This window comes from Streptomyces sp. NPDC055632 (genome assembly GCF_053618675.1).
Genome location: NZ_JBSHHY010000017.1, coordinates 50849 through 76123, shown reverse-complemented (window position 1 = coordinate 76123; position 25275 = coordinate 50849). Strand labels below are relative to the sequence as shown.

Sequence of the window (25275 nt, the reverse complement as noted above, 5' to 3'; positions counted from 1 at the left end):
GCGAGCCACCGGCAGGTGCCCTGCGAATCCTTTGGTCAGATGTGCCAAACGCTCAACTCGCCAACCGAGGAACTCAGTCGCAATCCTCACTGTCCACTGCACTGGGCACGGCCATGCTGTTGGCCCGGTCAGGGGTGGCGTCCTGCCGACGGGATGCGCTGCATGGCCGGCGCGGCAGACACGGCGGGAGGTCGGGGGCCCGGCAGAGCACGGGCTGGTGAAGGACTCCATGCTTGTGGTTCGTATGCAGGGCTGTGCCTGTGCGTGCCTCTGGCCTCCCGTGGGGAGCCGGGAGGGAGAGGCGGGCCCGCCCGCTGGGTGAGGCAGGGCGGGACCGGTGCGGTGGCGCACCGGGGGTGATGTGCTCGCGCTGTTCACCCTGCCATCGGCTGGCGTGCGTGCGCTAGAGGCCTGCGCGTACCAGCCAGTGGCATATGCGGCGGTCGTTAGACTCCCGGGGTTCGGAGGGTGTCGGTGAACCGGAAGGCCAGGTCATGGACGATGAGTGCTGGGCCGGGTGGCCCGAGCCGTGGGCAGGTACGGATGCCGATATGCGGGTGGTCATGGGCGCGATCCCGCGGGAGGTCAAGGACGGGTTCAGGTACGAGGAGATCCCCTGGCAGCGGTTCCCGCACTTCTACGGACCGGGCGAGGAAGTTCCTGGTCGCCTCACGATGCTCGCCTCCGAAGATGCCGAAGCCGTCGGCCGGGCCTTGGGGGATCTGTGGGAACACCTCCACCATCAGGGCAGCACGATTGCGGTGGGGGCACTGGCCGTTCCGTTCCTGCTGCGGATCGCGGCCACCGGGCTTCCCGGGCTCCGGGCGGACATTCTCCGCTTGGTCGCCGAGATCGGGCGATGCCAGCACTTCGGGGACGGAACGCGCGAAGGCCTTCTCCAGGTCACCGAGGACCCCCTGGAGGTGGAGGGCACCACGATGTGTCCGACGAACTGGACGATCCAGGCGGCCCGCGATGCCATCACCGACGACCTGCAGCTGCTGTTTCCTCTCCTGTCCGACCCCGATCCCGATGTCCGCTCCGCTGCCGCCTTCGTGCTGGCGGAGGCCACCAGCGGCATTCAGCGCGTCTCCTCGATGCTGCACCACAGGCTGGCGGTGGAAGACGATCCGGTGGCCGGTGTGAGCGTGATCCTGGCCATCGCCCAGCTCGCCCGCGAACACCGGGACGAAAACGCTCCGGCATGGGCCCGGGAGCTGTGGTCGGATCCCGGCCGATCACCCGAAATCCGCATCGGCGCCGGCCTCGCCTGGCTGTGCCTGGTCGACGGCCCCGCCCCCGACGAGTTCCGACCCCTCTTGGCCGACCCGAGTAGCGACCGATTCAGCGACCTGTACGAGCGGGTGCCGTGGATCAGACCGGTCGACTATTACGGCAGCGGACTGCGCCGCTGCATCCGCGAAATGCTCACACCAGACATCCCCTACCCACCTGACGGCCCTCCGCCCTTCTGACGAAGAACCATCAACGCCTTGTGCGGTCAGCCCGCCTGGACGGGCCTCGGCACTGACCCCAGCGAGCCCTCTGCTGCCGCTGGCTCCAGATCCTGTCCACCGACTGCCCCGGAATAGTTGAGACTGCGGCTCGACTCGGCAGCCACACCCGCCTGGACCGAGAAAGTCCAGGTGGAATTCCTCCTCACGTCAGTCAAGGGCCCGACCAGGCCCTTGGCCGAACGCCGGGGCGTCTCGCGTCGCAGGGTGCAGCGCTACCGCGCAGGCGCCCTGGCCGCCGTGCAGGCTGCCTGAATGAGGTGCTTCACCTCCATGACAATCGCTTTCCATGACGACTGTCACAGAAAGGTAGGTGTCGCTTGGCAGGGGGTTCGGGAGCGTGGCCTGGCCCCTACGCCGCTGGTTCCTCGCCGGGTGTCTGTTCGTTCACCCACCGGGTCGCGTCCGCGAGGTTCGCGGCGGTGCCTGCGGGCTGGTAGGAGAATCCGTTCCATTCCTCCAGGGCTCGGGGTTCTTCGGGACGGAGGTGTCCGCCGCCGCCGTGGAGCGGGCGGTGGCGGCGGTGGATGTCCAGCGGGGGGCGGCGGCGTTTGTTGTATGCCGCGAGCGGGTCGCCGGGGTCGGCGCGGGGGACCGCGCGGGACGGCTGGTTCGGTGGTCCGGGTCGGGAGTGCTTGCCCATGGGTTAGATGGTCTCAGGCGGCGACGGTGGTCGGCCGGTCCGCGGCAAGATCTGCCACCCGGGTGCGGATCTCGTCCACCGCGCCGGTGCGGTAGGGGCGGGCGGCGTCCAGCAGGGTGTTGAGCCGGGAGGCCACGAGCGTGGAGTCGAGGCGGGCGGCTTCGTCCAGTGCTTGGTGGGCGGCGACGGAGCCGCGCTCGGGTTCGCCCTCGGCGAGGAGGGCGGCGGCCAGGCCGATCCGGTCCATGACCTTCACCCGCTGGAAGCCGGGCCTGCGCAGCCGCAGGGCGTCGGTGAAGTGCACGCTGGCAAGTCGGCGCTCGCCGCGGAATCCGGCGAGGTCGCGGGCGGAGACCGCGCGGGCGCCGGCGTGCTCGGCGGCGTCGAAGTAGTCCACCCAGGCGGGCACGGCGTCCAGACCGGCGGCCAGCAGTTCGTCGGCAGTGCTGAGGTACCGCTCGGCATGCTGCTCGTCGCCGAGGGCGGCGTGGACCCCTCCCGGTCTGGGAGGCAACCAGTGCCTTCGTCGCGGGCAGGGTCGTCTTCTTCGCGGTGAGGTCGAGGAGGCCGAGGGCGTCCTGGGGATGCCCGAGGTAGATCATCTGGTGGGACATGCGGGTGACGATCTCCACGCCCCGGTCCGCCAGCCCGGCCTCGGAGGCGGCGTAGATGCCGTACGACCAGTACCGCTGGGCGGTGGCATACCGTCCGCTGTCGTGGCTGACCCACCCGGCCAGAGCGGCGAGGTCCGCGGTCGCGGCGAACACCCGGGCCTTCAGCGAGACGGGGACGCCGTCCTGGATGCGGCGGGCGACTTCGGCGAGCTGGGCGACGATCGCGGAGCGGTACAGGCCGCCGCCTTTGGAGGCGTCGGCCTTGGTGAAGAAGGTGGTCACCTCCTCCAGTGCGGCAGTGGTGTCGGTATCGAAGCCCTTGGCCGTGCGGTTCAGCCGGCGGGCGGTGCCGCCCAGCATCCGTTCGGCGGCCAGGATGAGCGGGGCGCCGAGGGCGAGCTTGAGGGTGTCGCGGCGGTCGAGGAAGAGGTCCATCTGGGTCCATCCGGCCAGGGTCTGGGCGGCTGCCTCGGTCAGCAGCGGGAGCTGGAGGCTATCGAGTGCGGGCCCGGAGGCCGTCAGTCCGATATCACCCGGTGTGAGGGGCTGTCCGACCGCGTCGGAGATCGCCGCGGCGAGCAGCGCCGGGACGGGCGGGCGGGGGCGTTCCCCGTCGATCCAGCGGCGCACGCGGGTGGTGTCCGGGGCGACCTGCCGGTGACCTTGGCGGATTGCTTCCGTGGCGATCCGGCGGGCGATCTCGCCGTGGGACAGGCCGGTGGCCGCGATCCACAGCGCCAGGTGCGCATTGCTCGATCTGCTCGGCATGGGTGTCTCTCCCTCCCCGACTCGCCTGTGACGGAGCGTGGTGGTTTCGCCACGGTTCGCGGCACCTACGGTACTGGTCAGGACCCTGGGCGGGGGCTGATTCTGCATCTGCGGTAGCTGTCCGGCTATCGGCAGATGCAGAGGGGAAGGGATGAACGCATGGCGACGCTTGCACCCCAGGCTCCGTGGGCGATGAGGCTGGTTACCGACCGGCTCCCGGTCGGCCCGCCGTCGTATGCGGCGGTGACGCTGGATGCGGCCACGCAGACCGCCCGCTACACCGATGGCGCCGGCCAGGTGGTGGAGATGGGCAAGCACGGCACGAGCAAGACCACCGGCACGGCGTCGATGTCCGGCGGCGGCGACGGACAGAAGCCCCAGCCGCAGACGCAGGACGACCACACCACCGACTACAACTCGGACTGACCCGATGGCCTCCACCGTCCTGGTCGTCACCGCGCTGGAAGACGTCACCGCGGACCGGGTGATCACCGCGCTCAACGAGCGCGAGGTACCCGTAGTCCGTCTCGACCCGGCCGACATCGGCGCCGGACTGGTCTTTAACGCCCGCATCGGCGCCGGAGCGCCGGCCTGGAGCGGGCGGCTGGTCACCGGCAGCCGGGAGGTGGAGCTGGGGGAGGTGGCGGCGGTGTACTACCGCCGCCCCACCCCCTACGCCACCCGGTTCGAGCATCTGCCCGCGCAAGCGCGCGACTTCGCCACCGCAGAGGCCCGGCACGGGCTCGGCGGCGTCCTGAACCACCTGCACGGCGCCTTCTACGTCAACCACCCGTCCGCGGTGACGGCCGCGGACTTCAAACCCGCCCAGCTCCAGCAAGCGATCCGGCTCGGCCTCGCGATCCCGCCGACGCTGGTCACCAACGACATCGAGCAGGCCCGGAAGTTCGCCGCCGACTACGGACCCGTGATCTACAAGACGTTCCGCGGCCTGCCCACGGGCGAGGACGGGCACACCGGCGCGATCTGGGCTCAGCGCGTCGACCCCGGCACCTTCGACGACTCCCTCGCGGTGACCGCCTACCTCTTCCAGGCGGAGATCCCCAAGACCGGCGACGTGCGCGTCACCGTGGTCGGCCGCCGGGTGTTCGCCCAGCAGATTGCCGCACCGGACGGCGCACTGGACTGGCGCCGCGGCGACTGGGACGCCCTGCTGCACGCCCCGATCGCCGTGCCGGCGCCCATCGAGGCCGCGCTGCACAGCTACCTGGCCGAGTTCGGCCTGGTCTTCGGCTGCTTCGACTTTGTCCTGACTGGTTACGGCGACGCGGCGGAAGACTGGGTGTTCATCGAATGCAACCCCAACGGCCAGTGGGGCTGGCTGCCCGACGCCAGCGACATCACGACCGCCTTTACCGACATCTTGAGTACGAGCACGGAAGGAGGCGGGGCGCGATGACGATGCCCGCCGACCCGGAGACCGACGCCACCCGGCTGCGCGAGACGATGGCGAAGGCCCTCGAGACCGACGGCGCCCTCGCCGATCCCGGCTGGAGGGCGGCGGTCGAGCGGGTGCCGCGGCACCGGTTCGTGCCGGGCTTCTACCTGCCCGCCGACGAGCCGGACGGGCAGGGCCTGACGGTGTGGGAACCGGTCACCGCCGACCTTGACTACGGCCGGTGGCTGGCCGCCGCGTACTCCGACACCACGCTGATCACGCAGTTCGACGGCGACGAACCCGACTGGAAGAACCCGCAGGTGCGGCACGGCGGGGCGCCGACCTCGTCATCCACGCTGCCCTCGCTCGTGCTGCGGATGTGGGCCGATGCCGACGTCGCAGAGGGGCACACGGTGCTGGAGATCGGCACCGGCACCGGCTACTCCACCGCGCTGGCCTGCGAACTCCTCGGATCGGCCGACGTCACGAGCATCGAGGTCGACGGCCACCGCCTGGAGCAGGCGGCCGGCGCGCTGTACGGCTGCGGCTACACCCCCACCCTGGCGGTGGCCGACGGCCTGTACGGCTACTGGCCAGAGGCGCCCTTCGACCGGATCGTGGCCGCCTGTTCCTTCCGCGCCGTCCCCCCGGCGCTACTCACGCAGACCCGGCCCGGCGAGAAAATCCTGCTCACCCTGTCGGGCTGGCTCTACGGCTACGCCCGCGTCCTGCTCACCGTCGGCGAGAACGGCACCGCCGAAGGCCGCCTGCTGCCCGGCACGGTGTCGTTCATGTCCGCCCGTACGCACGCGGCGCCGGTATTCGGCAACCCCGCCCACTGGGCCGCGGGCCTCCCTGAGACGGGCCGGACCGCCCGGCACAGCCCGCAGCGGATCACGGCCGCGACCGAGGAAGCGTTTCACCTGCGGTTCCTCGCCCAATGCGCCGTCCCGGACGCGCAGATGACGACCGTTGGCGACATCGTGAACCTGGTCGACATCGCTGACGGCTCTGCGACCACCCTCACCCCCACCGGCGGCCGGTGGGAGGTTCGCGAGGGCGGGCGGGTCAAGCTGTGGGAGCGGATCGAGCGCGTGCTGTCCGCGTACGACGAGGCGGGCCGGCCCGGCCTGGAGACCTTCACGCTGCACGTCACGGGTGACGGGCAGTACCTGTGCCACCCGCAGCTGCCCGACCTACCGTTGCCCAGGCCCTAATCCAGCCCGGGCCGGAAGACCCAGAGGCTTCGAGTGGGGTGTCTGTGGCAATGAGCTCGACCAACTCCTTGCTCACGTGGTGGTGTCGGTCCGTGCTCGGCGGCCGCTGCCGAACGCGGCCGTAAACGCCTCGACCTCCACCTCGTCGATTCCGTCGAACACCAGCGAGTCCCAGAACGGTGCATCGGTCTGCATGACCAGCACCATCACCGTCCACCGCCGACCAGAGCAGCGAACGGGATACACCTGAGGGAGCGTCACTTCTGGCTGTCAGACGACAAGGCGTACGCCGTCTCGCACGAGCCAGTCACTCGCAATCGAACAACGATGTCACGCTCCGTGATGGCTCCCTAAGATCTGTGCCAGAACCCCGTTGTCATCGGCAGAGCCAGACCTGTCGCACGGCGCTACAGTCCGACAGCGGAGGAGGGAAGATGGCGCTGAACAAGAAGGGTTCCCGGCGCATAACCGTTGACGGGATCGAGTACCGCTGGCGGATCTGCAGGAAGCCCTCCTACATGCAGGGACTCTGCTGGACACCGATGACCTATGCGGTTGAAGCGGCCAGCGGCAGCCAGCCGGGCAGGACCTTGATCGTCACCAGCGGTCAGGCCCATCCCAGCAACTGGGTGGGCGTCGAGACGGAGCCCGTTCGTCCGGCTCACGTTGCTGCCAGCATTCGAGAGGCACGGGATCAAGGCTGGGATCCACCCCGGGTCGGTTCTCCTTTCCAGCTCGACCGATCCGCAGGATTCATCGCCCAGTCATGAGATAGGGCGGAGTAGGGCGGCGCATCTGGCCCGGCATCATGGCCTGGTGACCACATGGATGCGCTGCTACTGGGACGAGGAAGACACCTGGTTCTACTTCGAGGTCGACGCCGAAGGCTGGGTGATCCGGCAGGTCGAACTCGAAGGGCCTGAGCTGACCCCGGTCGCAGCTGCTTCCCTCGCTGAGTGGCAGCGGGCCCGCGACGCAGACCGCCTCGACGAATACGACAACAGGTTCGGGATCACCGCCGAGCTGCCCGTCTCGGAATGGGAAGGCCACGACCCCGAACAACTCACCTTCGAGTAGCTGCACCGGATCCTGCTTGCCGAGTTGAATGCGGCCGGCGAGCTGGACTGGTCCCGAGCGTGCGTGGACGGTTCCCACGTCCGCGCGAAAAAGGGGGGAGCCGACACCGGTCCGTCGCCGGTCGACCGGCGGAAGACAGGCAGCAAGCACCACCTGATCTGCGACGAACGCGGCACCCGTTCAAGGTCATCACGACGGCGGCGAACGTCAACGACATCCGCCCAGACCTTCGCCCTGATCGACGGCATCCCACCCGTCGCCGGACGCCCCGGCCGTCCCCGCAGCCGGACACGACTCAAGAAGAACCAATCATGATCGTGTTACGAGCTCATAAGAGGTCGTCGCGCGAGCACTCCGGCTCCGAGCCCGCACCCCCACCGCTTTCTTCGGTACCGGAAAGCTGCCGAGCCGGACGCCGCTCACCGCGACGGGCACCGGCTCGTCTGTGACACACCCGCGCTCTGTTCGCTCCTGGCTGTCAGCGGCCGTCGGCCTGGCCTGGATCTCACCGGCCCCGCGTTGGATGCTCCGGCCTGAAGCCGGTCAGCCCCGCGAAGGGAAGCGAGGCGACCAGGTGGCATAAAGGCACGCACGAGTTGCCGTTACAGAGGGCCTGAGCCGCTGCGTTCTGTCGCGACCTCCTCGGACAGCTCGCCCAGCGCCCTCAAGAACGCGCCGAATCCGTGCGGCGCGCGCGGAGTGATCCGTCCGGAGGTGGTGACGGGGCAGGCGTCTGTGCGCAGTACGCGGGTGTCGGAGGGCAGGGCGGCGACGAGAGCACGGTCCTCTCCGTACAGCACGGCGGGGAAGCCGCCCGCCCGCAGATAGGTGTCCGCGCGGATGCCGAGGTTGGCCCCGTGCACGTGCGGGTGCACCCAGCCGGGCCCGTCACGGCCGGCGAAGTAGTGCGCGTCGTGCAGCGCCCGCACCGGCGGGGCGAGGGACGTGTGGGGGGCGACGCGGACGGTGCCGAGCAGGCACTGCCGGCCCCGGCGGGCGTGTTGCAGGTGGTGGACGAGCCAGTCGGGCGGGACCCGGCAGTCGGCGTCGGTGGTGGCGATCCAGGTTTCCTCGGGCCGCGTCCCGCAGAGTTCCAGGGCCCGCGTCACGGCGGCGGCCCGGGCGGCACCGGCCATCCGGTGCGCGACCTCCACCACGTTCGCCCCGTGCTGGACCGCCGTGGCCGCGGTGGCGTCCGTGCAGGCGTCCGCCGCGACCACGACCGTGCACGGCGGGAACGCGGCGAGGCGCCGGGCGCGGTGGACCGAGCGAAGTGCCGCAGGAAGGTCCGCGGCCTCGTCGTGCGCCGGCACCGCCACGACCAGTGCGCTGATCGTGGCGGTCACACCAGGCCCTCGGCGGCGGCCGGCGAAGGCGGCGGGGTGCCGTCGGGCAGGAGACGGGTGTACGTGCCGAGGGTGAAGTCGGGGTCGGTGAAGCCGGGCCCGGTGACGAGTCCGGGCACGGCCTCCAGGTACGGGCGCAGCTGCTCGCCGGTCAGCCGGTGCTCCGGTGCGGGATGGTTCCAGTGCACGGTCACCAGCGAGCCCCCCGGCTCCAGGGAGGCGATGGTCTGGTCCAGGATCCTCTGCAGCCGGGTGTCGTCGAAGTAGTACAGCAGCTCGGACAGCACCACGAGGTCGAAGCGGCCGGTGGGCCACTGGTCCGGTACGACGAGGTGCTCGACGCTGACGTGCGGCTGGTCGCGGTTGCGCGCCGCCGCCGTCTCCACGGCTCGTTCCACCCGGTCCGCCGCCACCACCTCGTCGCACCGTTCGGCCAGCATCCGTGTGAGCACTCCGGCGGAACAGCCCGGCTCGAACGCGCGGCGGTAGCGGCGCCGGGGCAGGACGGCCAGCGTCAGCGCGTACTTGCGCTGTTCGTACCAGCGGTTTTCCAGATCCCAGGGGTCCGACGTGTCCGCGTACATGCGGGCGAAGTAGCTTTCCGGCGTGGAGGACCCGGTGTCGCGCACTGGTGAGTCCGCGTCCTTCATGGCGTGTCTCCTTCGACGAAGACTGTTTCGAAGAGGCGTTGGTGGTGGTCGAGTTCGTCCGGGGGCAGCACCACGTCCGGGTGGTCGGCGAGCGGCGCGATCTGTGTGCGGAAGCACCGCACGGCGGTCTTCTTGCGGTTCAGCAGTTCCGTGGTCAGCGGCAGGCGGCGCAGGCGGTTCCAGGGCACGCGGGCGTCACCGGGAGTGGCCCAGTGCCACATCCATACGGGGTACTGCCACAGGGGAACGGCCGCAGCGGCCGCGGCCGTCCTCGCTGCCCGGCCCGTCGCCTCGTGGTCGGCGTGCAGGTCGCCGCTCCACGGCGCCACGCACAGCCCGGCGCCCGTCTGTCGCACCAGCTGCTCCACCCGCGCGGCGACGAGGTCCTCCGCCTCGTCGACGCGCGTGTCCGCGATGCCCATCCGGTACCGGTGGACGGGGTCGAGACCGAGTACGTCCAGCGCCTCGGCCAGCTCCTCCCTTCGTACCCGGGCCAGTTCGGGCGGGGGCAGCACCCGGCTTCCGGGGTGGGAGCCCTCCCCGTCCGTCACCGTCAGCACGTGCACCTGCCGTCCCGCCGCCGCCAGCCGGCTCGCGGTCCCTCCGAACCCGAGGACCTCGTCGTCGGGATGGGCCGCCGCGACGAGCACCGGCCCGTCGGGCAGCACAGCCTCGGACCAACATTCGCGTCCGGCCCACGCGGTCCACACCTCCTCGGCAGTGCCCGCGGCGTCGATGGCGTCGGCGGCCCGCCGGCGGTCGGCGGAGAGCGGACACGGAAGATCGGTGGCGGGCCGTTCAGCCATCGGTCCCCTCCTTCGTGCCGGCCGTGTCCGCCGTCTCCTCCGTCACCAGACGGCCCAGCGCGGCGAGATCGCGTTCGGCATGGTGCTGGCGGATGTAGACGGTGAGGTCGGCGACCCGCTGGGCGTGCTCGGCGTCATGGCACAGCGGCCCGGCGCCAAGTGCCCGGCCGACCTCGTCCAGTACGCGCACGCAGACGTCGGCGACCAGGGCGCGCACCCGGGCCGCACGCAACTGAGCGGGCGGACCATCCTCCAGCGGCTCGGCGTCGATCGCGGCGGCGGCGGCGTCGAGCGCCCACTGCGCACTGTGCAGCAGAACGTCCACGGCGCCCAGGTGGGCCGCCGCCAGCGGGTCCGGCGCGCGATGACGTGCCGCCGCGAACAGCGCGTCGGCCACACCCCGTGCACCGCCCAGCCAGCACGCGGCGACCCCCACCCCGCCGTGGGCGAAACCGGGACGCCGCAGGTAGGCGTCCACACCGCCTATCGCCCGTGCCGGCACCGCGGTGAACTGCACGTCCGGGGTGTCGCTCCCCGCCATGCCCACCGCCCGCCACGTACCGGCGACCGGGGCGTACCCCGGATGGTCGGTCGCGACGGAGAACAGCCGGTATCCGTCATCGGTGTCAGCGGTGACCAGTGCATGCGTGCAGGTATGCGCACCGGAGCAGTACTTCTTGAGCCCGTCGAGCCGCCAGCCGTCGCCTCCGTCCGGGCGCGCGCGCAAGGTGGTCCCGGGCGGCTGCGCCGCCCATACTCCCCAGCGTTCCCCCACCGCCGGTGCGGGTGCGCCGAGCTCGTGCAGGATGGCCGTGGCATCCGCGTGTCCTTCTGCCAGCCGGGCGAGTGAGAGGTCCGCCCGGCCGAGCGACTGCAGCGCCGTGAACCGCTCCTGCGTCCCGCCCGAACCGGGCAGCGGCAACTGCCCGGCTCCGTCCTCCACCCACCGGACGAAGCGCTCGGCGGCGATGTGCACCACCGGTCTTGTCGAATTCGTGTTCGAGCTCGCGTTCTGGGATGTCAGGGAGGTCGCCATGATCTACGGGTACACCCGAAGTCCGTTCTCATGCATCGCGAACACATCATCCCGACTGTCCGCTCGCGCGCTCTTGGCAGGCCACTGGCCGTACGGGCCCGCCGACGGGACTTCAGCGACATTCGGAGTCGGTCTGCGGCCGTTCGGATGCAACCGGCCATCCCCTGTCTCATCGTCCTTCTGGAGGGCACTCATGGTCGGCCATCAAGGCCTGAGGAGCTATTCGCCGACCCGCTCTGCGCAAGATTCAAAGCCTGAGGAGGGAGACGGCCGCCGTGCGGTGCAGGGTGTTTCGGTAGGGGTGTCGTGTGGTCACCGGCTAGTCATCGGGACCCCGGCCGGGAACCGGTGACGGTTCGGGAGCGGAATCGCCGAAAGAGGTGAGCGGGCCCGGCGGGGTCGTCCTTTGCCCGGCCGGCCGCGGGCGGGTCAGGTGGTCTGGGCGGTGAGGTGGCGGGCGGCGGTGTCCACGAAACCGTCATGAGCGGCCACCGCCTCCTGCCGGGCGGCCACGAGCGCCGCGATGCTGTCGAGCGCCTCGCGGATCGCGTAGGTCAGCGTGATCATGCGGTCGGCCGCCTCCAGTACGGCCGGGTCGGTGTAACTCCCGATCAAGGGAGACGCACCGATGACCAGCGAGAACGTGACCGAGGCCGAAATCGTAGAGCCGACTGAACCGCAGCCGATCAGACGGTGCCGAGTGACCATCCGCAGACATCACTGACCCGTCCGCGCCATACCGGGGAGGTGAGGGAGCCGGGAACGGACATGAAAGTGACGTCCACCAGGTGCAAGAACGGGTGCAGGCCGTTCTCGGAGACTTCACCGTGCCGCTGTGTCGACTGGATCATCTGCGGCAGCTGCGCCATCACCTCGGCCTGCCCCTGTTCGTCGGCTTGGCGCACGGTGTCTTCCCAGCGCTCCGCCCATGCCTGCGCGGCCACCAGATGGCCGGCGATGACACCGCCCCGTGTGGTCAGGCAGATCGCCATCCGGGCCCCGGGCTGCGCTTCGACCATGCGGAGCAGAACCTCCAGGTGCATGTCGACCGTGGTGAGGGGCACCTCCTCAACGGCCTGGTGCTGGTGCTCGGTCAATGCGGGTCCTCCTTGATTGCCGCGTCCGGTGTCGCGAAGCGGTCGGCGGGCCTTTGCCCCCTCGGGGGTATGGGGCCGACCGGTGCGTCGGCGGAGCCTCAGTCGGTGGTGAGCATGCCTTCGCGCAGGCGGTTCAAGATGCGTGCCAGCAGCCGGGAGACCTGCATCTGGGAGCGGCCCAGCCGCTCCCCGATCTGGGCCTGGGTGAGTTCGTCGACGAACCGCCAGTGGATGATCTGTCGCGACCGCTCGTCCAGCTCGGCGATGAGAGGAGCCAGAGCGTGGAAGTCCTCGACCAGATCCATGGCCGGGTCCTGGACGCCGATGAAGTCCGCCAGGACCGCCTCGCCGTCTTCGTCGCCGGAGAGGGTGGCGTCCAGGGAAGCGGAGTTGTAGCCGTTGGAGGCGATCCTCGCTTCGATGACTTCCTCTTCGGACAGGCTCATCAACTCGGCCAGTTCCTTGACCGTCGGACTGCGGTCCAGGCGGGAGCGCAGCTCCTCCGTGGCGCGAGCCAGCTCGATGCGGGCTTCCTGCAGACGGCGCGGCACGTGCACCGCCCAGGAGGTGTCACGGAAGAACCGCTTGATCTCACCGATGATGTAGGGAACCGCGAAGGTCGTGAACTCCACCTCGCGAGACAGTTCGAAGCGGTCGATCGCCTTGATCAGACCGATCGTGCCGACCTGGACGATGTCCTCCATCTCATCGGCCCCGCGGCTGCGGAACCTGCCGGCCGCGTAACGGACGAGGGAGGTGTTCATCTCGATCAGCGTGTTCCGCGCGTACTGGTACTCGGGCGTGCCCTCCTCCAGCGCTGCCAGCCGCTCCAGAAACCGCTTCGACAGCGAACGCGCGTCCTTGGGCGCCACCTTCATCGGATCGAGCACCATCGGCAGCTCGACACCACGCACCTTTATGCCGGTCTCCGTCACCATGTTTTCCGCCCCTCCTCCGCTGAACTCACCAAACCTCGCCCTGAGGGCGACGGTCCGCCGGTTACCCCGCATCTTGCTCAACATGCACGTGAAACGCAGCACGCATGTCGGCTTTGCGCGGCCCTCGCCGACCGTCTCACCTTCGGCGGCGACATCATCGAGAACGGCACCGACTCCTACCGTCTGGCCACTACCAGGGTCCGCGCCGAACAGCAGGCCGTCGGCTGGCCCACCGCCCGCACCACTCGACGCTACCGACCGTCGGCGTTCCCGAGTTCGACAGCCAGCGCGGCCATGTCCCGCAGATGCCTGTAGTACTCGAACGCGCCATCCTCATCATCGATCGACGGCAGGAGCTTCTCAACGGCCGCAAGGCAGACGAGCAGGACACCGAGGCCGAACAGAACGGCGTCGCCGGCGAACGTGCCACCTCCCAGGTCCAGCGCCCCTTCACCCTCGCCTTCGCCGACCCCGACCGGGCGGCCGACGAGATCGACTGGCCCGCCACCTCGTGTCCGGCCTCACCCTGCGCCAGACCGGCCACACCATCGACATGGCCGCCCTCGTCCGCGACGCCGGCACCGGCTGCGACGTCCTGGCCCGCGCCCACGTCCTGCGCGAGGAGATCCGCGTCTCCGGCGTCGCCATCGCCACCGCGATCCTCGAACTCGTCGTCTGCTTCCACCAGGCCGTCCTCGGCGACGACCAAGGCGTCACCGAGACCATCGCCCGGCTGCGCGAACTCACCGACGGCGGCGACTACGCGTACTACACCGACATCGCCGCCTTCATGGACGACCGGCACACCCCACCGGGATCCGTTCGGTGGAACGACGACGAAGCCACCGTCCGCGGACGGTGGCGCCACCTCGTCCTTGCCCGTCGCTCCCTCCCGCAGAGCTGAGCCGGACCGACAAAGCCAAGGCCCGGCCCGCGGTCGTTCCCGCTGATCAGCCCTCGTGGCGGTACTGGGTGATCTCTTCGCGCAGGACCCAGGCGGGGAAGTCAGGGTGCTTCTCCCGGATGCGGGCGAGCACCAACTGGATGGGGCAGTGCCTGCTGTGCACAGGGGCCCAGTCGTAGGGGCCCACACAGCCCGGGCAGTAGCCGTCGCGGTCCCGGGGGCCCGGGTGCATCTCCAACAGCCACGCGTTCGCCGCGGCGGCGGCCCGCAGGTGAGCGGAGGACAGGTGTGCCCCGAACTGGCTGCCGGTCTCCTCCAGGGCCGTGATCCGGCCGGCGTGCTGCCCGGCCTCGCGGATACGGGCCGAGAGGAAACCGGCGAGCTCACGCGGATCGTGCACCAGGTCCAGGTGCCCGTTGTCTATGGAGGGTGTCGTCATGGCGGTCATCGTGCTCGCCGCCGGTCTCTCTGACCGCCCGTCCGCGCCGTACTCCCCCCGTGGTGGGAGCGCGCGGAGCCGCCGCGCGTCACATCTGCCTGTGGAGTATGTCGCGATCCGGCTGCGGGAAGCCGGGACCGGACCGCATCGTGGTTCCGGGAAGCGCCGGGCGCCATGTCCGGGGCGGCGGCGTCGAGGCGGAAGAGGAGCTCGTCATGTACGGGGAGCGGAGCGGGTGGCGGCGGGACGGACTGGAGTCGCACGAGGGCATGGTCGGGGTGCTGTTGGCCGATGGCAGCGAGCCGAAGCCGGTCCTCTTCGACCTGGGCAGCGGCGCCACCTTCCACGAGTCGAGCGACTGGTGGCACTACGACGGCGAGTTCCGCCGGCCCACCGCGGTGTCGATGCGGGGCCGGTGCGCGTGCGGCTGGCGCGGCACGAAGACGTACCCGATCGACTGGGAGAAGGTCCGCGAGGACGACGACCCCGACGCCTACGACACCTCGGGCCCGTACGCGGAGTGGGAGGCACACCTCGACGAAGTCGCCGGGCGCGCGGTGGCCCTGCCCGAGGACCTCGCGGAGTTACTGGGGAAGGTGCGCGAGCGCCTGGACCGGCTCTGGTTCGAGGAGGACAAGACGCGCGCGTACGCGATGATGCTGAAGACCTGTGACGGCCTGGAGGCGATCGTCGCCGAGACCGGTCCGGAGGCCGTCCGGGCCCTGACCCACGAACAGGACGAGGACGAGGGCGAGGGCGGATTGGTGCCCGCGCTCGCCGAGGCCCTTGGCATGACCGAACAGGCCGCCCGCGCGCGCCTGCGGCACTACGAACACCTCACCTGGCGCTGACCCGCCGGACCCTCCGGGGAAAGAAGCGGAGCAGTGCCGCCCGTCGTGCTCGCTTTCTTACCGGAGCCGAGGTTGTTTCGGGCTGGTACCGGGTGAGCCGGCCCGCTCGGACGACAGTTCAGGGCCGTGCAGCTGATGGCCGCACGGCCCTGAACCTGTGGATCACATGCTGTGCCACCGGCTCTTCGTCTTGCCGGGGCGGGGGAAGGTCAGGCGGGGGTGATGTTCTCGGCCTGGGGGCCCTTCTGGCCCTGGGTGACGTCGAAGGTGACCGTCTGGCCTTCCTGGAGCTCGCGGAAGCCGGAGGAGTTGATGGCGGAGTAGTGGGCGAAGACGTCCGGGCCGCCGCCGTCCTGGGCGATGAAGCCGAAGCCCTTCTCGGCGTTGAACCACTTCACAGTTCCGGTAGCCATGTCTGATGCCTTCCAGTCGATGAACGCCTCCCGCACGGTACGGAAGGTGGAGGTGATCGCCCTGGTTCCTGCGGCACAGCACAGCAGAAAGCCCACGCCGGGGGCGTGGGCAAAGGGAACTTCCGAACCACGACAGCTAACGGTGACGCTACACGCCCGCACCCTGTGTGACCACCGGAAAGAGCGGCGCGTTCGCAGGGGCCAGGACGGGTGAAGCCCGCCGCCCGGCCGGCACCCGGGTCACTCCGCGGCCGGCGGATTCGACCCGGCCGCCGCGCGGCGGTACTGGTCGTTGAGGCGCTGGGCCTCTTCGAGCTGGTCCTCGAGGACGATGATGCGGCAGGCCGCTTCGAGGGCGGTGCCCTGGTCGACGAGTTCGCGGGCGCGTGCGGCGATGCGCAGCTGATAGCGGGAGTAGCGGCGGTGGCCGCCCTCGGAGCGCAGCGGGGTGATCAGGCGGTGTTCGCCCAGGGCGCGCAGGAAGGCGGGGGTGGTGCCGAGCATCTCGGCGGCCCGGCCCATGGTGTAGGCGGGGTAGTCGTCGTCGTCGAGACGGCCGCGTGTGTCGTCCGCTGTCATCTGCACCTCTCTCTGGGACATGTTTGAGGGGCCCTGGTGCCGTACGGCACCAGGGCCCCGAAGGAACTACTACACCACCTGCCGGCCCTGATACTGCGCCGGCCTTCTGTGTCCGCACACCTGACACGGCTGCTGCCGGGGGTGCGGGGATCGCGGTTGCTTGACCGGAGACCACCTCACTCACGATGTCCTGCGGTACCCGGGCCAGATGCTTCCACCCGGGCGATCCCGATGGTGCTGCACTCCTCCGTTCTTCCCTCTGAATCGATCACTGCTTGTACTACTGGTGTTGCGCACTACCGGTGGCCTCTCACAGCACCACCCCGGTCGGCGGTAAGTCCTCCTGCCGACCCTCCCGGTGCGCGCGCCCGCAGCCGACGCCTTCACCGGGGTACCACTCACTCGACTGCACTGCCGGGTACTGCGAACTGCACTCACGGGTACCGCATCGGTCATGACTGCGGCCCCGCTGCGGCGGCCCCTGATCACTGCGGGCCGCCCGGCCCGGCGGTCAGCCCCGTCGCCGTCCTGCGACAACCCTGGCTCCGGAACTCCACCGCCGTACCGTCCTGCGAACTGCAACTACAGGTACTGCTCCTACCTCATGCCGGCAGTTCGTCTCTGCCAGGCCTTGCCGTCCTTCTTGGCTACGACAGAAACCATAACCCCACCACATCGCAATGTCTACCCTGGCCGATACAGATTTTCGCATGCAGAGCGGGAAGGTAACCCGCTTCGCGCGGTAGCGGATGCGAGGTAAAGAGTCGGTATGCCCGATTGACGGGTGAGGGGGAGGGGAGAAGCAACGGCCAGAGAGCACCGACGGGGCAGGGCAGTGGTCAGGAGGGCCTGATGAGCATGATCAGCGTCGGTGTCGAGCCCGGCCGCACCGCCGGGTCCCTTGCCGCCGCGCGTGACGGCGCCCGGTGCTTCCTGCGGAACCTTCGCCCCTTACCTGCCTCCGGGATCGCCGAGAACGTGCTCCTGGTCGGCCTCGATTCGGAAAACCGGCACCCTCGTCATCAACCAGCTCACCCCCGGCCCCGCAGGAGGGACGATTCTGCCCCGACCGGACACCGCCTGGTGCACCGGCCGGCCCCGGGCCACTGCGGGTGCCGCATCGGTTTTCTCCATGTCCTCCTCGCCTTTCAGCGGTGAGGATGCTTGGCTGTCGCCGGTTCGCCGGGGCGAGCCGGCCGCAGCAGAACAGGGCGCAGGCGGCTGTATCCCCGTACCGACACCGGGCGCAGCACTTTCAGGTCGTACGCCGTCGTGCCCGCCAGTTCGCCGGCGAACGCCGTGTCGACCAGCACGGTGTCGGGACGTGCGACCGCGGTGAGCCGCGCCGCGATGTTGACCACTGCTCCGTAGACGTCGCCGAAGCGGTTGAGGACCGCGCCGTGAGCGAGCCCTGTCCGTAGTCGCGGCAACTCCTGGTCGTACGTGGCCCGGGCGGTCAGCTCCAGCGCGATGCCGGCGGCCGCGGACGCCGACTCGCACACGAAGAGCACCTCGTCACCGATGGTCTTCACCACCCGTCCCCCTCCTTCGGCGACCACGTCACCGATCAGGCCCTCGAACCGGTCGAGGACCCGGGAGAGTTCGGTGCTGTCCAGCCCTCGGGTCATCCGCGTGTAGGCGACCATGTCGGTGAAGCCCACCGCCAGGTGACGGATGTCCGCACCGTCGCGAGGTGGCTCCGGCTCTTCGCCCACGGCAGCCCTCGCCCGGACGTCCCCCCGCTGTTCCCCGTCCTCCAGGCCCGTTCCGCTCTCCCGCGCAGACCGGTGAAACACGTGTTCTTCGTCAGCGGCAAGCATCCGCCCGGCATGGGCCGCGAGGTGCCGGCGCCACACATGCCCCTGCAGCAGCTCCATCTCCGGCAACAGCCGGGCGGCATGCTCGATCAGCGCCGCCCGGTCGTGGCCGCCGCCTTCGCCGAGAGCATGGCTGAGCCAGGCCCACAGAGTCTGCATCTGCCATTCGGCGAGCCGGGAAAGATGGTGGCCCAGGGCACGGGCCATGACCGTCTCGCCGTCCTCGGTGATGAGCCCGGCCTCGATGAGCCGCTCACCCGACCGCAACGCCTCGACATCGGCGTCGGTGAACACCCTCGCGTGGTCGTCGACCACGGGAAACCCGAGCGCGCGCCAGATCTGCGCCGAGCGCTCCGGGCCCACCCCGGACCGCTCGGCGATGTCCCGTCTGGTCCAGAGGCGGCCGCCGCCGAGCAGCACCTCCTCGATGGCCCGGTGCAGCTCACCGGCCCTCGTCAGGCCGGTCGCCGCCTCTCCTCCGGGCTCCGCCACGCTCATGTGGTGTGCACGATCAGCACGTCGAGCCCGGCCTTCCGCGCGATGTCGGCCGGCACCGAGCCGAGGATTCGCCCGGCGAGCGAACGTAACCCCCGGTTCCCGACGACGATCAGATCCGCCGCGTACTCCTGCGCGACCCGCTCCAGAGCCGCGACAGGTTTGTCCTCCACCGCGACCGTTCGCACATCCTCCGCACCCTCGTTTCGGGCCTTGTCCCTGGCGACGCGCAGGGTGCCCTCGGCCGGCGCCGAACCCACCACCTGGTACGCCTCGGCTCCCAACCGGTCCTTTGCCACGTCCAGGTCGGTCCCGCGCATCGGAGAGTACGCGCAGGCGATCACGAGCCTGGCCCTACAGGCGACAGCGAGGCGTGCCGCACTGGTGACCGCCGCGAACGACGACTCCGAGCCGTCCGTGCCGACCAGCACGGTCTGATAGGGGATCGTGGTCAAGGCCAATCTCCTTACTCAGTAGTAAACTTACTTTCAAGTAAGGTAGAGCGTGGCCATTGCGCGGGCAAGACAGCGTGAAGCGGCGACCGCTCACCACACCTGAGAACAGCCCAGCCGCCCCCGTAGGCCGAGGGCATGGGCGAACGGCCGACGTTTCAGCTCCTTCCCGGGCCGGGGACACAGGACTGCGCAAACTGCTCAACCCGGCCACGACTCGGTCTCACCCCGTTTCCCATCTGGTCGTGCATCACGACCCCGGTCATCCTTCTAGGCCCGGAGCCCAATACCGAGATGACTTGACAATGAGCCATCTCGAACGGCCGCTTGAGTGGCGAAGAACCCTCGGCGTCGGCGGTGAGATCACCGTGCCACCGGGACGGTTCGGCCGGCTGGAGAAGGGCGTCGTCGCCAAGAAGGTGGTCGGGGTGTGGACCTTCAACGGTCCGGCGGCCTGGGAGGAGCCCGGCGAGTCCACCGTGCCGGCCGAAGGACGGCACCGACGGTGTCTCCAGTGACGTCACCGTCTTCCGGACAGGCGCGGTACCGCCGGACAACTGCTGACCACCCTCTCCTGCCACGCCCGGAAACCGAGCCGGTCCGAGCGCAGCGAAAAGACGGCCGCTCGGATCTGTCCGGGCGGCCACCTGGTCTTGTTCACCGTGCCGGTCGGTGTCAGGCGCGCAGGGCCTGCTCGACGGTGGGGTGGCAGTCGATGACGGTATCCACGCCGATCAGGCCGAGGACGCGCTGGACGGCGTCCTGTGCGCCGGCGATCCGCAGCCAGCCGTGTGCGCCGGTCAGGTGCTGGTGGGCGAGGATGAAGGCGTTGATGCCGCTGGAGTCCATGAAGGTCACACCCGTCAGGTCCGCCACGACCCTGGGCGGCAGCGCCGCGTCGTCCTGGGGTGTCAGGACGTCGGCCAGGGTGTCCTTGGCAGTGTGGTCGATCTCCCCTCGCAGGGTCACGACGCGGAGGCCGTCGACCACGTGCTGCGCTACGGACAGCCGTTCGGCCTGATCCGTTTTCTCGTTGCTGGTCATGCATCTCCTCGACTGCGTTCCGGCTTGCCCGTATCCGGGCGTACACGGGCGATTCTGCCTCACCGGACGACACCGGATTCACCCGGACGGGGCATGATCGATCTGCGCCGATTCAAGGATCATCCGGTCGGGTAGCCGCGTTGCGTGAACCTGAGGAAGGGCGGATCCAGTGGAACTCGATGCCGGTTATGACAGCGGTGCCCAGCCCCGGCCGGAGGGGCATCTGGCGCGGGCCGACTACACGCTGGAGGGTGGCGGCAGCCGCATCGCAGCCGCCCGCCGCCACGCCGTGGCCTTTCTGGAGCGGATGCGGACCGAGTACGGTCTGCCGGTCTCGCGACGGGTGCGGGAGTCGACCGTGCTCGTGGTCAGCGAACTGGTCACCAACGCCCACAAGTACGCCCTGGGGCCCGTGCTGATGCAGCTGCGCGTCGGTGCCGGCGGTGTGGACGTCGTGGTGTGGGACAGCGACCCGGCCGTTCCGGTCCCTCGTGCTGCGGACCCCGGCAGGGCGGGCCAGCACGGTCTGGAGATCGTCAGGAAGGTCGCCGAAAGGTTGTCCGTCGAGCGGGAGCCGGTCGGCAAGCGCATGACCGCCCGCCTCGCCCTGGCCCAAGCGCCGGACCCGGCGTAAGGGCCGGTCACGGCGGCCACCCTCACGTGCGTCTCCGTCCCGGCCCTGCTCGGGTCCCGTGCGGGCGCTGCTCTCCGCGATCCGTGTGCGGGCCCTGGCGACTGCCTTGTCCGCCAGTGGCGCGGGGAGCTCGTCCGCGCACTCGGCTGGGATCCCGGTGGCGGCCAGGCAGTCACCCGAGAGTTCCTACAGCACGCCCGCCAGGGGGTCGTCGGTCAGAGCGATGGCGGCGGTGATCCTTTTGCCGAGGGGCGTGCGGTGGACGGTGAAGCCGTGGGCGAGTTTGATGACGATTTCCAGGCCGTGCTGACCGATGCGGGTGGGGTCGTGCGGGAGGATCGCGGGCGGGGTGGGGTTGCTGTCCCAGACGCTGACGTTGATCGTCCCGCCACTGACGTCGAGGGTGAGCAGGCTCGCGCCGGGGGCGTACTTGTCGGCGTTGGTCATCAGCTCGCTGACCACGAGCTGGACGATGTCCATCGCGGACCGGCAGACGGGCAAGCCGTGGACGGCCTGGGCGTCGGCGAGGAAACGCTGAGCGAGGTCACGGGCGGCGGCGATGTCCAGACTGCCCTGGAACACCCCGGACACCGAAAGAGCTGCCCCCCGGCCCGGCCGCCGCTCTGCGCAGTCCACGATCCGCTCCACGGCATCCCCGTTCCTGACATCTTCCGATTCCACTTCCACAAGGCCGAAAGTCGTGTACCCCCGAAGTTTGCTTCGACACGCGGATTCTGTGGTGAATGTCCCGTGTGGGGCCGGACAGGCCTTTCCGCCCGTCCTGTGTCCGGAAGCGCCGGAGGCCCACCGCAGGCAGGATGGGGCGGCCCTGCGAGACCTCCGCCTGAGCTGAAGCGGCCTGAGCGTCGCCGGCTCCGGTGCTCTGACTGCCCTTCTGGCTCTGCGCCGCCGCACTTACCCTGCCGGTATCACTTCGAGTCCAGATCATCGGCCTGTCCATCTGGCCCGGATGTTCGAGCTCACCAGCCTCATGGGCCACCTCGCCCTCGCCGATGAGCCCGGTGACATCTCCGGGCAGCGGTCCTCGTAAGGGGAGCGGACCACGTCCTCTCCGGCGTCCAAGAGCCCCCACCCGGTTTGTACAAGGCTCGCGCCGGGCGCCGGCCCGGGGTGAGGAACTGCTGGTCTTCACCGACCGGCTGCTGTTGCGTACGGAACGCACCGGGATTCTGCCATGGCGTAACAGCGCAGGTCAGGGGCAGATCTCGGCGACCGGGTCCGAGCAGTTGCATGCCAGTTTTTCTCCCGGCGAGCAGAACGAGCTGAAGGAGCGGCAGTCGGCCCTGGTCATGCCGGACGACCAGGACGACGGGGCTCCGCCGAACGGGACGGCGGTGGACCTGACCGCGGGGACAGCGATCGTACGGATCCCGCGTTCTGAACCGTAGGACCGTCGTCCGCACGTTCCGGCTGTCCGTCCCGCTCCGTCCGATGCTCCCGGCCTGGCGGAGAGACCCGCCCGTGGCCGGCCTCGTATCTTCCCGGCCCCCATGCCGGTGCCGGCCTCGTTTCTCGGACAAGGCATGACGAGCGGTGGCCCTCGCCGGCCTTTTCCCGTCGACCTCGTGGAGCGTGGTGTGGAGGGGGGTGGTGGAGCAGGACATGGTGGTGCAGTCTCGGCGGAGCGGCAGGGCACTGCGGTGGTCACCGACCTCTTTCACCTTGAACAGTCGCAGTTCGGTAGGGTGCGCACGGCTTGGACGATGGCGCCGATGCAGCGGGTGGAGCATCGGGCCCGACGGAGGAGCCGTCAGGATTCCAGCTGCGCGGAGGCGCGTTCGCCGGGAGCGCTCGGGCGGGCGTGGTCGCGGTCGAACCGTGGGTGGTGCCGGGGCTGTCGGTGTTGCCCTGCGGCCGTCGCGGAAGAGGACGCAATCCGCGTTTCGAACCCTGCTGTGAGGCGCCGGCGGGAGAAGGCCGGAGCACCGGCTTCGGCCGTGTCGGCGCCGGGGAGCACCGCCTCTCGGCCCTCTGGACGAGTGCGGGGGCTCATCACGGGCAGGCGGAGGTGGGACAGCGCGGGCCGGGCCCCGGAGCGAGAGGGGTCTTTCGTGTTCGAGGAGTTCGCCACCAGGACGGTGCGCACCGCTGAGGCGTCCGTCTTCGTCCGGCACGGGGGAGAGGGCCCGCCTCTCCTGTTGCTGCACGGCCACCCGCGCACATCGGCGACCTGGCACCGGGTCGCACCCGTCCTGGTCCGGCTCGGCTTCACCGTCGTCTGCCCCGACCTGCGCGGTTACGGACGCTCCCGCGGCCCGGCACCCGCTCCCGATCATGTCCCGCACTCCAAGCGCGCCGTGGCGGCGGACATGGTCGAGGTCATGCAGGCGCTCGGGCACCAGCGCTTCGGTCTCGTCGGCCACGACCGTGGGGCCGCCGTGGCACTCCGACTGGTACTGGACCATCCCTCCGCGGTGACCCGGGCGGCGTTCGTCGACGGCCTGCCCCTGAGCGAGCATCTGGCCCGTGCGGATGCCCGCTTCGCCACCGCGTGGTGGCACTGGTTCTTCTTCGCCCAGCCGGAGATCCCCGAACGCGTCATCAACGCCGACCCCGACGCCTGGTACCGCGGCGACCCCGAAGCCATGGGACAGGAAAACCACGACGAGTGGCGGGCCGCCACCAGGAACCCGGACGTCGTCCGCGCCATGCTGGAGGACTACCGCGCCGGGCTCACCGTAGACCGCCGGCACGAGGAGGCGGACCGCGCCCAAGGCACACGGATCGACTGCCCCGTCCTGGTCCTGTGGTCACTGCGCGACGACCTGGAGGACCTGTACGGCGACCCGCGCACCATCTGGCGCGACTGGGCCGACGACGTCCGGGGCCACGGCATCGACGCCGGCCACCATGTGGCCGAGGAAGCCCCCGGCCTCCTCTCCGCCGCCCTGGGCGACTTCTTCACCCACTGATCACCTCCGGCCCGCGGGGCAGACCGATCTCCGGAGGTGATCACCACGTCCGCTGAGACAGACGCGTTGAAGTTGTGTCAGGTGGTTCTCGACAGCACCGACCCCCGAAGGCTTGCGGAGTTCTACCGCTCGCTGCTCGGTCCGGTCTACGCATCGGGAGACGAACCGCCCGGAGTGGGGGAGCCCGATGGGCGGGGTCAGGAACGGCTGGTGCTGCCCACCGAAGAGGGCACACCCCAACCGGCCTTCCAGCACGTTGACCGGTTGACGCCGCCGGCTCGGCCCGAAGGATCCGTTCCTCAGCAGCCGCACCTCGATCTGAGCGTGGCATCACGCGACGACCTCAAGGTGCAGCACGAACGAGTTCTCGCGCTCGGCGGCCGCCTGCTGTCCGACAACGAACAGGGTCCCGACGAACCCTTCCGCGTCTACGCCGACCTTTCGGGCCACCCTTTCTGCGTCTTCGTCGCCTGAGTGAGGCGTCTTGCAGAAGACCGTGTTCGGGCAGGTCAGGGCGATGCCGGGGGCTGCCGGGGCATGTGGCGGGAGCAGAGCTGTGCATGCGGACGAAGGGCCTGGACCATCCGGTGAATACCGATGCGGCGCTGTCGGCAGTCGCGGAGGATCCTGCGGTGCTTCCTGCGGGCGAAGGCGTGGCGGACCGGGGCGAGGGTGCCGTCCGCGCTCCACAGCCGGTCGACCGCTTCAGCGGAGCGAGTGGCCGGCTCGGTGACGAGCAGGGCCGCAAGCACGGGATCATCCGGCACGCGGTCCCCTCGCCCCGTAGAACACCTAGTTCCGGTCAGCACGCAGAGAGGGAAGTGCCCCAGCGTGACGAACGGCTCCGCCTCTTTTCAGAGGGGAGCCGTTCGTCAGGGTCGGAGAGGCACGATCAGGCGTGTCGTCGGTTTCCGGTGATCAGGCGGTAGAGGGCCAGGAGGATGACGGAGCCGATGATGGCCGCGATCCAGGTGGAGAGGTCGAAGAAACCGTCGATGGAGTCGACGCCGAATATGACCTTGCCCAGGAAGCCGCCGAGCAGGCCGCCGGCGATGCCGATCAGGATGGTGATGATGACGCCGCCCGGGTCCTTGCCCGGCATGATCGCCTTGGCGATGAAACCGGCGATGAGGCCGATGAGAATCCACGCGATGATGCCCATGATGCGTCTCCTACCTGCTCGTATAAAGTCTGCGTCAATACGGCGTCTGCGCGATCGGAGGGTTTTCAAACCTGCCGCTCCTCACCGTTTGTGTGCACACCGGCGGAGAAGGCAGTCGCCGCCCCCCTGCTCGTCGACGTCCTCAAGACGCCCGGCACCCTGGAGCCGAGCACCCGGACGGCCGTGCAGCCGCGCGCCCTGGCCGACGAGATGTCCGTGGGTCGTCCGGCCCGTCTCACAGTGGCGTGCCAGGGGGCCGGCGCCGGGGCGTTGAGCGGACTTCAGTAGTCTGGGAAGGGTCAGGGGTTCAGAGCGTCTTCGAGGGTGGGGGAGCGCCCGGGTGGGTGGTGTCACACGAGCGGGAGGTCGCCCGAGAACCGCTTCGGACCACTCTGCTGTTCTGATCCCCAGCTCCGTAGGGCTAGGGGTTGTCCCGTAAATGATCTGAGG

General features: G+C 69.8%; 34 protein-coding genes and 2 pseudogenes. 17 read left to right on the top strand and 19 right to left on the bottom strand.

Going from position 1 to position 25275, the window contains the following annotated elements; translation table 11 throughout:
- Positions 1 to 494: 494 nt before the first annotated feature.
- Entirely contained in the window at positions 495 to 1475 is a 981-nt protein-coding gene (locus tag ACWGSR_RS22140) for a HEAT repeat domain-containing protein (protein WP_453568366.1), read from the top strand.
- 391 nt (positions 1476 to 1866) lie between these two features.
- Here the strand turns inward: ACWGSR_RS22140 and ACWGSR_RS22135 are convergent, their stop codons facing one another.
- A complete protein-coding gene (locus ACWGSR_RS22135; protein ID WP_453568364.1) occupies positions 1867 to 2157 on the bottom strand; it encodes a DUF6087 family protein in 291 nt (96 codons plus the stop codon).
- Positions 2158 to 2170: 13 nt separating this feature from the next.
- A complete protein-coding gene (locus ACWGSR_RS22130; RefSeq protein ID WP_453568362.1) occupies positions 2171 to 2671 on the bottom strand; it encodes a hypothetical protein in 501 nt (166 codons plus the stop codon).
- Between the two features lie 202 nt (positions 2672 to 2873).
- Here ACWGSR_RS22130 and ACWGSR_RS22125 point away from each other — a divergent pair, with 202 nt between their 5' ends.
- Genes ACWGSR_RS22125 through tgmC form a run of 4 tightly spaced genes read left to right on the top strand, consistent with a single transcriptional unit; the run spans position 2874 to position 6152 of the window.
- Positions 2874 to 3656 (top strand): hypothetical protein, encoded by a 783-nt coding sequence (locus tag ACWGSR_RS22125; protein ID WP_453568360.1) that lies wholly within the window; start codon positions 2874 to 2876, stop codon positions 3654 to 3656.
- Between the two features lie 42 nt (positions 3657 to 3698).
- A complete protein-coding gene (locus tag ACWGSR_RS22120) occupies positions 3699 to 3965 on the top strand; it encodes a putative ATP-grasp-modified RiPP (protein WP_383436534.1) in 267 nt (88 codons plus the stop codon).
- Between the two features lie 4 nt (positions 3966 to 3969).
- Positions 3970 to 4956, top strand: coding sequence for an ATP-grasp ribosomal peptide maturase (tgmB, locus tag ACWGSR_RS22115; protein WP_453568358.1), 987 nt, complete (start codon positions 3970 to 3972; stop codon positions 4954 to 4956).
- Positions 4953 to 6152: an ATP-grasp peptide maturase system methyltransferase gene (gene tgmC, locus ACWGSR_RS22110; RefSeq protein WP_453568356.1), complete on the top strand. Its 1200-nt coding sequence runs from the start codon at positions 4953 to 4955 to the stop codon at positions 6150 to 6152. The genes tgmB and tgmC overlap by 4 nt, the downstream gene beginning before the upstream one ends.
- Before the next feature lie 72 nt (positions 6153 to 6224).
- Here tgmC and ACWGSR_RS22105 read toward each other — a convergent pair whose 3' ends face one another.
- Entirely contained in the window at positions 6225 to 6347 is a 123-nt protein-coding gene (locus ACWGSR_RS22105) for a hypothetical protein (protein ID WP_453568354.1), read from the bottom strand.
- Between the two features lie 239 nt (positions 6348 to 6586).
- On the opposite strand from ACWGSR_RS22105, the gene ACWGSR_RS22100 reads away from it, so the two are divergent.
- The 3 genes and pseudogenes from ACWGSR_RS22100 to ACWGSR_RS22090 form a co-directional block, all read left to right on the top strand.
- A complete protein-coding gene (locus tag ACWGSR_RS22100) occupies positions 6587 to 6922 on the top strand; it encodes a hypothetical protein (protein ID WP_453568352.1) in 336 nt (111 codons plus the stop codon).
- A 58-nt stretch (positions 6923 to 6980) separates the two neighbouring features.
- Complete coding sequence (locus tag ACWGSR_RS22095; protein ID WP_453568465.1) at positions 6981 to 7229, top strand: hypothetical protein; 249 nt, start codon at positions 6981 to 6983, stop codon at positions 7227 to 7229.
- A pseudogene (locus ACWGSR_RS22090) lies at positions 7230 to 7523 on the top strand (transposase); the annotation flags it as partial.
- Positions 7524 to 7831: 308 nt separating this feature from the next.
- Here the strand turns inward: ACWGSR_RS22090 and ACWGSR_RS22085 are convergent.
- The 7 genes from ACWGSR_RS22085 to ACWGSR_RS22055 all read right to left on the bottom strand — a co-directional run bounded on the left by ACWGSR_RS22085 (position 7832) and on the right by ACWGSR_RS22055 (position 13102).
- Positions 7832 to 8575, bottom strand: a complete 744-nt coding sequence (locus tag ACWGSR_RS22085) for a glycosyltransferase (RefSeq protein ID WP_453568350.1) — start codon at positions 8573 to 8575, stop codon at positions 7832 to 7834.
- A complete protein-coding gene (locus tag ACWGSR_RS22080) occupies positions 8572 to 9225 on the bottom strand; it encodes a class I SAM-dependent DNA methyltransferase (protein WP_453568348.1) in 654 nt (217 codons plus the stop codon). The genes ACWGSR_RS22085 and ACWGSR_RS22080 overlap by 4 nt, the downstream gene beginning before the upstream one ends.
- Positions 9222 to 10031, bottom strand: a complete 810-nt coding sequence (locus ACWGSR_RS22075; RefSeq protein WP_453568346.1) for a PIG-L deacetylase family protein — start codon at positions 10029 to 10031, stop codon at positions 9222 to 9224. Before ACWGSR_RS22075 ends, ACWGSR_RS22080 begins: the two co-directional genes overlap by 4 nt.
- Complete coding sequence (locus ACWGSR_RS22070) at positions 10024 to 11067, bottom strand: acyl-CoA dehydrogenase (protein ID WP_453568344.1); 1044 nt, start codon at positions 11065 to 11067, stop codon at positions 10024 to 10026. Before ACWGSR_RS22070 ends, ACWGSR_RS22075 begins: the two co-directional genes overlap by 8 nt.
- A gap of 429 nt (positions 11068 to 11496) precedes the next feature.
- The gene (locus ACWGSR_RS22065) at positions 11497 to 11682 is read right to left on the bottom strand and encodes a hypothetical protein (protein ID WP_453568342.1); all 186 of its coding nucleotides are present in this window, start codon (positions 11680 to 11682) and stop codon (positions 11497 to 11499) included.
- A gap of 71 nt (positions 11683 to 11753) precedes the next feature.
- Positions 11754 to 12164: a hypothetical protein gene (locus tag ACWGSR_RS22060; RefSeq protein WP_383359701.1), complete on the bottom strand. Its 411-nt coding sequence runs from the start codon at positions 12162 to 12164 to the stop codon at positions 11754 to 11756.
- Between the two features lie 98 nt (positions 12165 to 12262).
- Entirely contained in the window at positions 12263 to 13102 is an 840-nt protein-coding gene (locus ACWGSR_RS22055; protein ID WP_453568340.1) for an RNA polymerase sigma factor SigF, read from the bottom strand.
- Positions 13103 to 13210: 108 nt separating this feature from the next.
- On the opposite strand from ACWGSR_RS22055, the pseudogene ACWGSR_RS22050 reads away from it, so the two are divergent.
- Positions 13211 to 13321: pseudogene (locus tag ACWGSR_RS22050) on the top strand (IS21-like element helper ATPase IstB); the annotation flags it as partial.
- A 292-nt stretch (positions 13322 to 13613) separates the two neighbouring features.
- Positions 13614 to 14006 carry a hypothetical protein gene (locus ACWGSR_RS22045; protein WP_453568338.1) on the top strand — a complete coding sequence of 131 codons (393 nt, stop codon included), beginning with the start codon at positions 13614 to 13616 and terminating at the stop codon, positions 14004 to 14006.
- 46 nt (positions 14007 to 14052) lie between these two features.
- Here the strand turns inward: ACWGSR_RS22045 and ACWGSR_RS22040 are convergent, their stop codons facing one another.
- Positions 14053 to 14445, bottom strand: coding sequence for a hypothetical protein (locus tag ACWGSR_RS22040; RefSeq protein WP_453568336.1), 393 nt, complete (start codon positions 14443 to 14445; stop codon positions 14053 to 14055).
- A gap of 149 nt (positions 14446 to 14594) precedes the next feature.
- Between ACWGSR_RS22040 and ACWGSR_RS22035 the strand changes: the two genes are divergently transcribed.
- Positions 14595 to 15296 carry a hypothetical protein gene (locus tag ACWGSR_RS22035; RefSeq protein ID WP_453568334.1) on the top strand — a complete coding sequence of 234 codons (702 nt, stop codon included), beginning with the start codon at positions 14595 to 14597 and terminating at the stop codon, positions 15294 to 15296.
- 209 nt (positions 15297 to 15505) lie between these two features.
- Here the strand turns inward: ACWGSR_RS22035 and ACWGSR_RS22030 are convergent, their stop codons facing one another.
- The 4 genes from ACWGSR_RS22030 to ACWGSR_RS22015 all read right to left on the bottom strand — a co-directional run bounded on the left by ACWGSR_RS22030 (position 15506) and on the right by ACWGSR_RS22015 (position 19046).
- The gene (locus tag ACWGSR_RS22030; RefSeq protein ID WP_048475199.1) at positions 15506 to 15709 is read right to left on the bottom strand and encodes a cold-shock protein; all 204 of its coding nucleotides are present in this window, start codon (positions 15707 to 15709) and stop codon (positions 15506 to 15508) included.
- A 240-nt stretch (positions 15710 to 15949) separates the two neighbouring features.
- Entirely contained in the window at positions 15950 to 16288 is a 339-nt protein-coding gene (locus ACWGSR_RS22025) for a MerR family transcriptional regulator (protein WP_366378304.1), read from the bottom strand.
- Positions 16289 to 17436: 1148 nt separating this feature from the next.
- The gene (locus ACWGSR_RS22020; protein WP_453568331.1) at positions 17437 to 18603 is read right to left on the bottom strand and encodes an adenylate/guanylate cyclase domain-containing protein; all 1167 of its coding nucleotides are present in this window, start codon (positions 18601 to 18603) and stop codon (positions 17437 to 17439) included.
- Positions 18600 to 19046, bottom strand: a complete 447-nt coding sequence (locus ACWGSR_RS22015) for a universal stress protein (protein ID WP_453568463.1) — start codon at positions 19044 to 19046, stop codon at positions 18600 to 18602. Before ACWGSR_RS22015 ends, ACWGSR_RS22020 begins: the two co-directional genes overlap by 4 nt.
- A gap of 311 nt (positions 19047 to 19357) precedes the next feature.
- Between ACWGSR_RS22015 and ACWGSR_RS22010 the strand changes: the two genes are divergently transcribed.
- Positions 19358 to 19570 carry a hypothetical protein gene (locus tag ACWGSR_RS22010; protein ID WP_453568329.1) on the top strand — a complete coding sequence of 71 codons (213 nt, stop codon included), beginning with the start codon at positions 19358 to 19360 and terminating at the stop codon, positions 19568 to 19570.
- Between the two features lie 157 nt (positions 19571 to 19727).
- On the opposite strand, the gene ACWGSR_RS22005 is transcribed toward ACWGSR_RS22010, so the two are convergent.
- A complete protein-coding gene (locus ACWGSR_RS22005) occupies positions 19728 to 20096 on the bottom strand; it encodes an STAS domain-containing protein (RefSeq protein WP_453568327.1) in 369 nt (122 codons plus the stop codon).
- A 169-nt stretch (positions 20097 to 20265) separates the two neighbouring features.
- Between ACWGSR_RS22005 and ACWGSR_RS22000 the strand changes: the two genes are divergently transcribed.
- A complete protein-coding gene (locus ACWGSR_RS22000; RefSeq protein ID WP_453568325.1) occupies positions 20266 to 20730 on the top strand; it encodes an ATP-binding protein in 465 nt (154 codons plus the stop codon).
- A 186-nt stretch (positions 20731 to 20916) separates the two neighbouring features.
- Here ACWGSR_RS22000 and ACWGSR_RS21995 read toward each other — a convergent pair whose 3' ends face one another.
- Positions 20917 to 21312, bottom strand: coding sequence for an ATP-binding protein (locus ACWGSR_RS21995; RefSeq protein ID WP_366378298.1), 396 nt, complete (start codon positions 21310 to 21312; stop codon positions 20917 to 20919).
- Between the two features lie 557 nt (positions 21313 to 21869).
- Here ACWGSR_RS21995 and ACWGSR_RS21990 point away from each other — a divergent pair.
- From ACWGSR_RS21990 to ACWGSR_RS21980, 3 genes are all read left to right on the top strand, one after another.
- Positions 21870 to 22139: a DUF6191 domain-containing protein gene (locus ACWGSR_RS21990; RefSeq protein WP_453568461.1), complete on the top strand. Its 270-nt coding sequence runs from the start codon at positions 21870 to 21872 to the stop codon at positions 22137 to 22139.
- A gap of 663 nt (positions 22140 to 22802) precedes the next feature.
- Positions 22803 to 23663 (top strand): alpha/beta fold hydrolase, encoded by an 861-nt coding sequence (locus ACWGSR_RS21985; RefSeq protein ID WP_453568323.1) that lies wholly within the window; start codon positions 22803 to 22805, stop codon positions 23661 to 23663.
- An 81-nt stretch (positions 23664 to 23744) separates the two neighbouring features.
- Positions 23745 to 24137 carry a VOC family protein gene (locus ACWGSR_RS21980; protein WP_453568321.1) on the top strand — a complete coding sequence of 131 codons (393 nt, stop codon included), beginning with the start codon at positions 23745 to 23747 and terminating at the stop codon, positions 24135 to 24137.
- 35 nt (positions 24138 to 24172) lie between these two features.
- On the opposite strand, the gene ACWGSR_RS21975 is transcribed toward ACWGSR_RS21980, so the two are convergent.
- Positions 24173 to 24430, bottom strand: coding sequence for a hypothetical protein (locus tag ACWGSR_RS21975; RefSeq protein ID WP_453568319.1), 258 nt, complete (start codon positions 24428 to 24430; stop codon positions 24173 to 24175).
- A 125-nt stretch (positions 24431 to 24555) separates the two neighbouring features.
- Positions 24556 to 24825, bottom strand: coding sequence for a GlsB/YeaQ/YmgE family stress response membrane protein (locus ACWGSR_RS21970; RefSeq protein WP_366378294.1), 270 nt, complete (start codon positions 24823 to 24825; stop codon positions 24556 to 24558).
- A 90-nt stretch (positions 24826 to 24915) separates the two neighbouring features.
- Between ACWGSR_RS21970 and ACWGSR_RS21965 the strand changes: the two genes are divergently transcribed.
- A complete protein-coding gene (locus ACWGSR_RS21965) occupies positions 24916 to 25113 on the top strand; it encodes a hypothetical protein (protein ID WP_453568317.1) in 198 nt (65 codons plus the stop codon).
- Positions 25114 to 25275 lie beyond the last annotated feature (162 nt).